The organism is Chitinophaga sp. Ak27 (assembly GCF_012726295.1).
Taxonomy (GTDB): domain Bacteria; phylum Bacteroidota; class Bacteroidia; order Chitinophagales; family Chitinophagaceae; genus Chitinophaga.
In genome coordinates this window covers 805,901-817,597 of sequence record NZ_JABAOB010000002.1, presented here as the reverse complement: position 1 = coordinate 817,597, position 11,697 = coordinate 805,901, and the positions used below count along the sequence as shown (strand labels likewise).

Sequence of the window (11,697 nt, the reverse complement as noted above, 5' to 3'; positions counted from 1 at the left end):
TATGAAAAAGCAACAAGCAAAAAAAATGACCCTGGGCGCTGTAAAGGTGGCCAAATTAAACGGTAATGCACAAGGACAGAAAAGTCCTACCACTACCGTCTTTACTACTACCACTCATTACACCTTCGATTGCTAACAAAAAAATACCGGGCAATGGCATTGTTTACTCCTACAAACAATGCCGCTACCCGGTATTATTATCGCGTATGCCTCTGCTTATTCAGGGTCCAAACGACTGCACGCGACATTTACTACCCTGAATTGAGGAGACATCTCTTGCCAGGCGGATTTAATTACTAAGTAAATTAGCATCCATATAAAATAAAGAAGCCCTGTTTACCTCTACAGCAGGGCACCCAGGACTTCCTTACATTATTCAATTTGCTTTCGCTACAAAAATACTAATTTATTTAGTATTTCATAATTTATTTTTTCACTTCGCTCATTCAAGCATTCAGGTCGTGCTTTGTCCAGATAAATGCGTTAGTATCATAACCCAATGACGCAGCTTTTTCCAGGAATCGTTGTTTGATATCGGCGGGAATGCTGGTATGGCGGGATAGTATCCAGATATGATGCAGGTTGTTACCTACCACGAGCGCATGTTTGTAATGTTCATCAACATCTATCACGTTGTAACCTGCATAGAATGGCCCAAAGAAAGACACTTTGAGGCGGGCCAACTCCGGAGGACCTATAAATTTTGCCTTACCAGTGCTCTCCTTCCATGCTTGTTTATCAGGGTTAAATCCTTTGTTGCTTACTTTGATATCGTTGCCGCCATTCATCGCGTAGGTGGCGGTTACATTGGTTAGATGGCGCTCGTATTTGTAGTCGAGCCGTGCGATCTCATACCAGGTGCCCAGGTACTTCCTTACATCAAAAGGATAGATCGGCTGTGCCCCCTTGGGAATAGAAACTTTAAACGTATTATATATTAAAATGGCAGCTACAGCTGAGACACCCGCTGTAACGGCAATGGCCAACAATTTTTTATCCTTCTTCATAGCCATAATTTTATATCGGGAGAGCTACCACAAATATGTTGCCTTTATGACGGGCTCGCCACACGCGGGGTTGCCGTAAGCGTACTGTTGCTTTTTTGCTACAGTTAGTGGAAGGATGGAAGAGCAAGCTATACCATTATTACCGGTAGCCACAAAAAAATAGCGTATGACGGGCGGCCGGTGGTGCCAGCCCTGTCATACGCCTTCCTTAATGATCCTTTATTTTTCTATTCCAAACTCTACTTCGTTGGCCCAATGGGTTTTCCAATCAGGATGAAAGGCCCTTGCATTCAGCTTGGATACGCTCCGCTCTTTCGCCAGTTCCATACAACTACCGGGCGCACCATTGTCGTTTACCCGGAACGATAACTTAATCTGCCGCCCTTTATCCAGCGCCTGTTTTATATCCGGCAATTCAGCCCAGGGAATAGCACATTCGGTGATCACCGTGTTGCCTTCCCGGCGTATGACCAGTTGTCCGTTCTTTACGGGTCCCTCCCCTTCAGATTTAGGCTGACGAGGGAAGAAATGCTTGCGGTTTAAGCCCGGCGTCAACAGCCGCCATATTTCAGCGCCGCCGCCGTATTCCGGCGCTACAGGGTTCATGGCATATTCGTAGTCGGTACACTTATAGCCGGTATATCGCGGCATCGTTCCCGGTGGATTGGCCAGCATGCCGTCTTTCCCATCGGGAATTACATTAAAGGCCAGCAACACGTTATCGAATGAATAACCTAAACCGGAGTTATCGGGTGTCACAGGGTTTTTACGGTAGGTATAATGCCGTACCCCGGCTGGCCAAACGAGCGGGTATTTCAGCTCTTCATGCGGCAGGGAAAGCGTAACGCCGACAGGCAAGGCCGATGGCTGTCCTACAAGATAATAGCCGCGCTTGCCATACACGCCTTTCCAATGGCCCCGGGTATCAAAATCTTCCCTGGCCGTATCGGTAGCGGCAGCATCGTCGAACAGTACGGCTCCCAGTTTCACGCTGTACCACCAGTCCCTGCTACGCAATACGATCCGTACTTTGCCGGAAAGCGGCAACAACTCCCAGGTGCCGTTCCACAAATCTTTGATGTAGCGTTGGAGCAAACGCTGGTTGCCTTTATATACTTCCACCATGATCCCCGGCACCCGGAGGTTAGGGAGATAAAGGCCTACCTGCGTAAGCCTGTCTTCCGGTAATTGCAGGTCGATGCCGAAGGCGTTAGTATTATCGGCACTCTCCAGGTACTGCATCGTATAACCATTGCCGTTGGGCAGTTGCAGACCGCTCAATGTATCTGCGGGTACGCTGCCTGTTTTACTGATCAGCGCACGCCGCATATCCATGACGTACGCCGTATCTGGGTAAAAGAATTCATCGTCGGGACAATGCTCAAAGCGGTAAGTTCCCGGATGCGGCGTACTATCGGCTACTTTGGAAGCAAAGTAAAAGTACTGGTCGTCATAGGCGAAGTAGCCGTTTGCATAACCGTTGGCGTTGGTATCAAAATTCTTAAACGGATACCAGGCGGCTTCCGTTACGCTGACGGTTGCCGCGCCACTACTGCTCACGGTTTGCGGCAGCGCCGTTTTCCAGTCATCCAGTTTGCCATCTACGTGTATTCCTAACCGTGATATCACGTTCACATGCATATCTTCCTGGTGTGAGGCGACGCCATCGGCGCCGGCGTCGAAACGTACGCGCAGCGGGTAGGTATTATTCACTGCCGCCGTGCCGCCGGTGATTTTTACCGGGATAATACGGGTTTCATGCGGGGCCAGCTGAACGGTGTCGGGTATACGAAGCGGCAGTCCTCCCAATGTTACCTGGAGGTTGCCGGTCACCGGCCTGTTAAGGATATTGGTCAGCTGCAGCGGCATAACAGGCCGTTGCTCGATGCGTGCGGTCATATCGTGGGCAATAATTTCCACCGGCTCATAACCTTCTATCCGGGCGGTTTTCAGGGTTTGCAGCAGGCGGACAAAAGAGCCTTTGCCGCCGTTGGTACGCAGGAAATATCCCTGGCTGTTCAGCGGCACCACCAGCTTGCTGCCTACCGGCGCGATGTTGTTACCATAGAAATCGTATAGCTGTACACCCGCAGCGGGTAGCGTCATGCTACCACCCTGCAAAGGTTCATATGCGCCTTTGCTGGATAGTCCGCGTACGCCGCGAAAGAGGACATGCTCGGGACCAAAGGCCTCGCCTATATCGCCGCATACCACAACAGTGCCGTCGTCGGGTTGTTTCGGCGTCCCGTCAAATACCATTACCCAGGGCAGCCCGTTGGTGAAAAGCAATTGTTTAAAATCGCGCTCCCCTACCAGGTGCTGTACGGCCCCCAGGGCTGCTGCCTGCGACCAGGTATCCGGAATGCGGGTCATTTCCTTCATACCTGCCGGTGTGTGTATCTGTTGGGTGAATCGTTCACTGCCGCGACCGCCGGTATACATATACCCGGCGTAAATGCCCATGGACCGGTCATATCCGGCTGAACGGCAGGTGGCTACGGTAAGGCCTATACGATCATCGGTATTCCCTACCCAGCTTTCTGTATCCCATATTTTAACGCGACCATGCGGGGATTTCCTGTTGACCCAATCGGGATAAATAGCAGGCGATTCGATACCCTGGTAGTGTATAGAACAAAAATCGAAAATAGGCAGAAAGGTCATTTTCCCGTCTGCAAACAGCTTGTCCCAGGCATTGGAATTGGAGTCCCCCCCACCTACCAATACATCTGCTCCCCTTTTTCGGGCTTCCAGCACTGCCTGGGCCATCACTGTATATATCTCGCGATAACGTGGAATATCCGACTGCCAGCCGGAAATGGAAGCGCCCTCCCACGGTTCGTTCCATAACGACACCGCGGTGACCGGGCCTTTGGGCCATCCATACTTCACGCATAACCGGTGTACAAACTCCTGGAAATCGTGGTCGGACGATGGCGCCCATACAAAGTCCTGTTTTGTTTTTTTCATGACACCCGCCGAATCCAGGAAAGAACGGGGCCTCCCCAGGGGCAGAGGGGCGGTTCCCGCGCCAAACATCAGCAATACGGTGATATTTTTCTCTTTATATTCTTCCAGCTTACGATTCAGCGCCGCCATCTTTTCCGTATAGTCGTTGGCGGTAGTAGGCGTATAATCTACACCCATGCGGATGGCCTGTACACCTACCCGCTGGAGGAAATCTGCGCCCATATCATCGAGCGACTGCTTAGGATACTGGATCCGCTGTGGATTGGCTTTAAATGTACGTACCAAACTGGTGATAAATCGGCGTCCATACTTTCCCAGGTCCAGCACCAGTGCATATCCGCCGAAGCGGTTGGGGATTTGCGGTGCGTGTTCCAGGTTTACATATCCCCTGGCGTCTATCTTTACTTTTACCGGCGTGCTGCTTATCATAGCATGCCGCTCCATTTCCGGCAGCCATATATCACCCGGACGCCCCTTCGTGGCATAGCTAATCAATTCTATCTTCCCATCGGCTACCAACGGTTCATTCAATTCATTTACCACCTGTATTGTATACGACGGCTGTTCTCCCGGCCACAATACGTTGGAGGGAATAGCCGCGCGTGTCAGCATCACGCTGTAATCATAATGCCGCTGACGGTTTTTGACACCCATCACCGATTCGTAGTTTACCCATTCTTCCGGTGCTTTCATCTGGGCCATGCTGTTTACCACACTGATCAGTGCCAGTGCAGTCATCCATATATATTTCATCTGTTATTGCTTTATAAACTTTCGCCGGCCTATCGCGGTACCGGTAGCGGCATCTGTGATCACCAGGATGTAAGCACTGGATGGCAGGTTGCTTACATCTATGTTTACGGCTTCGCTTGTTTTTACCAGGGTGTTTTTAATGAGTTTTCCGGAGATGTCGTACACGCGGATGACACAGCCCTTCGCTTTTGTTGACGGTAAATCGATATGCAACGTGTTCACTACCGGGTTCGGATATACGGACAAGCCATTTTCATTTACCACCTTCATATGCATCAGTGCAGCAGCCGGCGCGGGGGCTGAATCCGGAGCCGGCGTCCAGCGGTACAGCACTACCTTGTTGGCATTGTAATCGTCTTTCGTAATATAATATTCGCCGTTGGAACGGTGATACGCTTTGATACCATATTGCGAATCCACATCGTTGCCCACATATACCGCCGGGTTGCTGCTGTTCATCGTTAATACCAGGGCGGCTGTTCTCAGGTCAAATACATCGATATCGGGAATCGCATAATAGCCTACAAAGAGGTAGTTGCCGGCGGCCGACATAGACTTGGCCTGGGCCCTGCTCAGCGTAATAACGGTATCGGGGGTACGATTTCCGGCTACCCATCCCCGGTACACTTCTACCCGGTTGCCAATCAGTGTCCAGTCGGTATTGCCGCCGGCCAGCACCATTATATCGCTGGCAGGTATATATTCCAGGCGGTTTAACCGGGCAATGGAGGCAGGTGTAGGCGTAGAAATAACCGGGCCCCATATCGGCTTTCCATTGCTGGCAAAACCGGTTAATGGATAATGCTGTATTGCATTGGTTTTATCCTGCGAAATCCAGATATCTCCCACGGAGTCCAGGCAAAAACCATTTCTTACTTTGCTGATGGTATCTCCCGGAATGGCGATATATCCATCGGTAGCGGGATTAAAATAGTAAGTGTAAAAGATATCAGCATTTTGGTTATTGGCTACCAGGATACGATGTCCGCCTACATTGGCGAGGTGGCCAAAGTGTTCGCCCCTGCTATGATCACTCATTTGTATACGGGCATCCTGCGGATAGCGGTAAGGATCTACGGTGTTGGCCACATACGAGCCTCCGTCTGTACCTGTATAGGAATAAATAAGATTGCCGCTGTACAATAGCTCCCCATCCGTTCCTGCATCGGCGGCAGCATTCCCTTCAAAATTCAGGGCCTGCAAGGTCCATTGCAACGTACCGGCATTATTGTAACAGTGAATGTCTGTAGCGCCATTTCTCCCTAAGTCCCAGGTACCTCCCCAGGGATTATTCAACACATATAAGTTCCCCGCCGTATCGCGGCCTATCCCCACTACCCGCGTAAAACGCTTATCACCGGTGGCACCGCGGGTACCGGACGTTTCGTTGAGATAACCGCCTGTTACGCCAAAAGTGCTTGTTAATACAGGCGTTCCCGTTAGGTTTGCGTATACCTTGATATTCATATCGGGTCCCTGATCGCCTATGAGCAGCTGCCCGCGGGCACTGTCGGCATAGAGGGCAGAAGGGCGCGCGGTGGCGCCCACATTTAATACGAGTCCTGCCACGCCGGTAGAATCAAAACGTTGTACCGTACCCGTGCCCAGCAGTACCACCCACACGGCCCCGGCGCTGTCTACCGCGATAGCTCCCGGGTGCGTAACCGCCCATTCCCGGATTTTTACGCCTGCCGTGGTAAATACTTCCACGCGGCTACCAGTGGAGTCGCTCACAAATACCCGCTCACCGGAAACAGCAATGCCCTGTATGGCATCGCCCGTACCTGTGCTGGCAGTAAATAGCAGGTCCCGGATCTTGGTAGCCCGGTTATAGCGGCCTACCTTCCCGGCATTGGGCGCCTGCTGCGCGGTGAAGATATAGGTAGCGTTGCCGCCAATAGCGCTGCCCTGCGACTCTTTGTTACCGCCCATAGATCCAAGGGTAGCGCCCTGCTGATAAATACCAATATTACGTCCCTTTTCATCCCACATGGAGGCGGTATATACCACCCCTTCCGGCGACACCCACATAGAGCGGGCACAATTACCTACGTGATTGGCTACATCAGAAAAATTGTTGCCTACCCAGGTGGTAGTGTACTGGCCGTATACAAGGTTGGCGGACAGCAACAGGATAGTAGTAATAATGTTTTTCATCTTTATTATTTTTTGAGGGATTAATAACCATTATTCTGCACCAGCCGTGGGTTACGGCCAATTTCCCGCAGCGGGATGGGCCATAGGGTTTGATCGGCGGTGATGCCCAGCACGGCGGTTGCCCTGCCGGTGCGTACCAGGTCATAAAAGCGGTGTCCTTCAAAGGCCAGTTCTTTAAACCGCTCGTTTTCGATGGCCAGCGCCAGGTCTGTTTCTCCCGCCTGCGGGTAATCGTGGGCAGAAGGTTGATCTGTCGGTAACCCGAAGGCACGGCGGCGAATAATATTCAGGGCAGCTACTGCATCGGCCGTTTGCCCCAGGTTGTTCAACGCTTCTGCCCTCACCAGTATGATATCTGCCAAACGCAGGGCAATAATATCAGGTTCTGTACCATTGGTTAAGCGGGTATACTTGTTGACATAAGGCAAAGCCGGCGTAGCATTGTTGAAGCCCAATGCCGCAGTTTTACGGATATCGCCATCTTCATATGCATTAATAATTTTGGTAGTAGGCGCAATCTGGTAGCCGCCGGTTTGAAGCCCGGCCGGGATCCCATTGGCTGGAATATAATAGCTGTACAAACCATTGCTCTGTGCAGAAGCACTGACATATTGGATTTCAAAGATTGCTTCCGTGCTGTTTTTACCGCTGGTAGAAAACATACCGCTATAGGCCGCACTGCCGGATACCAGGCTATACACCGGGCTGTTCATCACTTCCAGAGCTTTGGAGGCAGCAGCATTATAATCCTTTATGCTCAGGTATGCCTTGGCCAGCAAGGCTTTGGCCCCACCCTGACTGGCGCGTCCCCGGGTGGTAACGGCAGCGGCAAAAGTAGGCGGCAGACTTGCCTCTGCAATTTTCAGGTCGGCAATAATCTGTTTGAAAATGCTGTCTACTGAAGTACGGGGCACCGTAAAATCAGCATTAAAGGAAGTATAAGGCTCCAGCACTAAAGGCACGGCTCCATAGGCTTTTACGAGGTTAAAATAAAAATAGGCCCGCAGAAAATGTGCTTCTCCCAACAGCTGTTCTTTGCGGCCGGGAGCAAACAAACTATCTTTCATGGGTGGTACATGCTTCAGCAAATCGTTGGCGCGGCCAATACCGGTATAGTTATTCTGCCAGTAAGCAGCTACGATCAGGTTATCTACCGGGATGCCATGGGTAGAAAAAGGGCTGTAGTTGATCAGCAAAGCGGTAGTGGCATCAGAGCCGGCATCAAAGGCCAGCGGAAACTGCGCCGCCATGCTCTGTATGGCCGGGTAAATGCCTACAGCGGCAGATTCGGCATCATTACCGGTTTGCCAGAAGTTCTCGTCCGCGATCGTATACTCCGGTACCTGGTCCAGCACTTTGGTACAGGACGCAAAAAGAAGAAGGATATATATTAGTCGTAAATTTTTCATAACGGCTGCTTTTAAAAGTTCACATTTAATCCTACCAGGAACGTGCGTGCCTGCGGCTGTACGGCCCAGTCGATGCCCAGCTGCGAATTTTTTACCGACTGGTTCTGCGATTCCGGATCTAAACCGGAATAGTTGGTAATGAGAAAGAGATTCTGTGCGCTCACATATACGCGGGCACTGCTGATGCGTACTTTTTTCAAGGTAGCAGAAGGGATGGTATACCCCAGCGTAATATTCTTCATCCTGATAAACGAACCATCTTCAACAAAGCGTTGCGACACTTCTCCGTTGGTTAAACTACCTGGCACCGTAGGATCGTTGAATACGGCGCGTGGCACGTCGGTAATGGTGTTCTGCGGCGTCCAGCGGTTCAGCGTTTTAGCGTCGCCGTTGTTATAGCTGCTCATTCTTTCCAGCATACTGCGGGTTTGATTGTATACTTTATTGCCGTACGACCAGTAAAAGAAAAAGCTCAGATCTACTCCTTTGTAGCCAAAGGTATTGGTAAGGCCACCTGTAAAATCCGGTTGCGCGGTACCCAGGATGACGCGGTCGGCCGCAGTTATTTTCCCGTCTTTATTAATATCATCATAGATCATGTTGCCGGTAGCCGGATCTACGCCTTTATTGCGGTAGCCGAAAAATGAACCAACAGGCTCGCCTACACGAAATATGCTGGTAGGCTGGCTGGTATAAAATGACCCTGGCAGGCTTTCTGTGAAATCAGAGCTGGATGGGTCTCCCACCACGGTTTCAGGCAGACTGGTAATCTTATTGCGGTTGAAATACAGGTTGAAATTGGTGCTCCAGGTAAAAGCGCCCCGGATGTTGTCGGTATTCACAGAAATTTCCAGTCCTTTATTGAGCAGCTGGCCTATGTTAGCGCCGTTGGTGCGGGCGAAGCCCGAAGTGTAGGGCAGGTCCAGTTTAAAGATCAGGCGGTTGGTGAGTTTGCGGTAAGCATCAATAGTGACGTTAATGCGGCTGTCCAGGAAAGATACATCCAGTCCCAGGTTGGTAGCAGTGGTAGCTTCCCAGCTGAGGTCAACATTCGACAGGGAGGTAGCCGCAATTCCCGCCTCGGTGCCATAGTTATACCCGGTAGAATAAGTAGCCAGGGAAGGAAAATCTGAGCCAAGGCCCTCGTTATTCCCGGTAACGCCTATACTGGCACGAATCTTCAGGTCATTGAAAAAGCGTTGCTGCTTCATGAAATTTTCATTGATAATGCGCCAGCCGGCAGAAATGGACGGGAAGAACCCATATTTCTTGTTGGCTCCAAAACGGGAAGATCCGTCTGTACGGGCCACGCCTTCCAGCAGGTAGCGGTCGTCGTAGTTGTAACTGATCCTGCCGAAATAGGATACCAGTCCCCATTGCGAGCGATAGTCTATTGGCGACGACAGGGAGGTAAACCCTGTTACCGCCTGTATAATATCGGTGGAGTTGGTATTGCCGGAAACGCCTATACGCCGTACGTTGGCTTCTTGTGTACTCTGTCCGAGCATGGCAGTTAATTTATGCCGGCCTTTGAAGACAGGCGTATACGAGAGGGTATTTTCATTGACCCATAAAAACTGTGTAAACACGGATACAAAGCCACTGGCGGCCGAGCCATTGTTAACCAGCTTGGACTGGTACCGGTCGTCGGTGACCTGCTGGTTATCAAAACCGAAGCTGGTTTTGAACTTCAGACCGGGCAAAATGCTGTATTCGCCGAATACGTTGCCGATATAGCTGTTTACGATCGACTGGAAACGCAGGTTATTGGCGATCATTACGGGGTTAGTCCAGTGGCGGCCCGGGTCGGTATAATAAGTACCATTGGGATTGTAAATAGGATCGTTGGGATTTTCTATCAGGGCCAGCGCCAGTACAGACTGACCGGAAAAGCTGTTATCCATGCGGTTGTTGATAGAACGTACCCCGGTAAGGTTGACTCCTATTTTTAATTTATCTGTAGCGGCGAAGTCGAAATTCACCCGCCCGTTATAGCGCTTAAAATGCTGTAATCCCACAATGGTACCAGTTTGATCGAGGTAGCCAAGGGAAACATAGTGGGATGTTTTTCCGGAACCGCCGGAGATAGACAGGTTATAGTTGGATACCGGCGCCGATCTGAAGATGGCGTCCTGCCAGTTGGTATTTCGGCCTGTGTTTACAATAGCCGGATCGTCGGGCATCCCGGCGTTGGCCCTTGATTCTTTAAACAGCGTTACAAATTGTTCGCCGTTTAACACAGGCAGCCGCTTCGGAATATCGGCAACGCCGGTATACATGCTGAAATTAAACCTTGACTTTCCCTCTGCGCCTCTTTTGGTGGTAATGAGGATGACGCCGTTGGCGCCCCGGGAACCGTAGATGGCAGCGGCGGCAGCGTCTTTCAGGATTTCAACCGATTGTATGTCGTTGGGATTAATATTATTGGTAGTGGCGATCCGCTGTCCATCGCCGGAAATGCCGTATTGGGCGGCAGGCAGGTTGCTCATGGGTACACCATCGATTACGTACAGGGGCCTGTTTTCGCCAAACAGGGAGCCGTTACCACGGATACGGATATACGTTTCATCGCCCGGAGCGCCGGAGTTCTGTACTACCTGTATACCTGCGGCTTTGCCCTGCAGGGCGCCATCAAGGCTGGTAACTGCTATGCCCGTCAGCTCACTGCCTTTTACAGAGGAGATGGATGAGGTAACGTTCTTTTTCTGTTGCGTGCCATATCCCACTACCACCAGGTCGTTGAGAGAGGCACTCTGCAACTTCAGGGTGATATGTAGTGTTTGTTGACCGGCTACCATCACTTCTCTCTGCTCAAAGCCCACATAGGAACATATGAGCACACTGTTTTCCCCGGGAACATTAATGGAGAAACGTCCCTGCGCGTCGGTGGTAGCGCCGGAAGCAGTTCCCTTTACCCGGATCGTTACGCCTGGCAACGTTCCCCCTTTTTCATCGCTGATTTGCCCGGTGATGGTCATCGGCGGCTGCTCTTTTCCGGTAGTAGCCGGCGTTTCCTTTTTGGTGATCACTACAATCTTATCTGTTATTTCATATTGCAGCGAAAGGCGGTCCAGCAGCGTGCCCAGCACCTTTGTAAACGATTCGTTGGCGCATTCCAGTGATACCTTATTCATGGCCGGTGTGGTTTGTCCGCGCCAGATAAAGGAGTAGCCGGTCTGTTGTTTCAGCACGGCAAATACTTTTTCGAGCGGCACATTTTTTACGGATACGGTTACATTTTGCGCGGCAGCGCAAACCGGCAGCAGTGCAACTATCAGCAGTATCCATAGTAATTTGGCAGGCCCTCTTTTGGTGACAGAGAGTAAGCCCGAGGCAAGGAACTTCATATTTTTCATTCGTGGATTTAAACGTTAGCAATCATAAAACGTGGAAGGTTATGC

General features: G+C 50.9%; 6 protein-coding genes. 1 reads left to right on the top strand and 5 read right to left on the bottom strand.

The window, feature by feature from the left end:
• The first annotated feature begins 1 nt into the window (after position 1).
• Complete coding sequence (locus HGH90_RS31965; protein ID WP_262888571.1) at positions 2–136, top strand: hypothetical protein; 135 nt, start codon at positions 2–4, stop codon at positions 134–136.
• Positions 137–446: 310 nt separating this feature from the next.
• Here the strand turns inward: HGH90_RS31965 and HGH90_RS11040 are convergent, their stop codons facing one another.
• The 5 genes from HGH90_RS11040 to HGH90_RS11020 all read right to left on the bottom strand — a co-directional run bounded on the left by HGH90_RS11040 (position 447) and on the right by HGH90_RS11020 (position 11,643).
• A complete protein-coding gene (locus HGH90_RS11040; RefSeq protein ID WP_168767360.1) occupies positions 447–1,007 on the bottom strand; it encodes a lipocalin family protein in 561 nt (186 codons plus the stop codon).
• Between the two features lie 219 nt (positions 1,008–1,226).
• The gene (locus HGH90_RS11035) at positions 1,227–4,730 is read right to left on the bottom strand and encodes a hypothetical protein (RefSeq protein ID WP_169191088.1); all 3,504 of its coding nucleotides are present in this window, start codon (positions 4,728–4,730) and stop codon (positions 1,227–1,229) included.
• Positions 4,731–4,733: 3 nt separating this feature from the next.
• Positions 4,734–6,887, bottom strand: coding sequence for a T9SS type A sorting domain-containing protein (locus HGH90_RS11030; protein ID WP_169191087.1), 2,154 nt, complete (start codon positions 6,885–6,887; stop codon positions 4,734–4,736).
• 20 nt (positions 6,888–6,907) lie between these two features.
• Positions 6,908–8,296: a RagB/SusD family nutrient uptake outer membrane protein gene (locus HGH90_RS11025; protein ID WP_168767363.1), complete on the bottom strand. Its 1,389-nt coding sequence runs from the start codon at positions 8,294–8,296 to the stop codon at positions 6,908–6,910.
• An 11-nt stretch (positions 8,297–8,307) separates the two neighbouring features.
• Positions 8,308–11,643 (bottom strand): SusC/RagA family TonB-linked outer membrane protein, encoded by a 3,336-nt coding sequence (locus HGH90_RS11020; RefSeq protein WP_169191086.1) that lies wholly within the window; start codon positions 11,641–11,643, stop codon positions 8,308–8,310.
• Between the last annotated feature and the right edge of the window lie 54 nt (positions 11,644–11,697).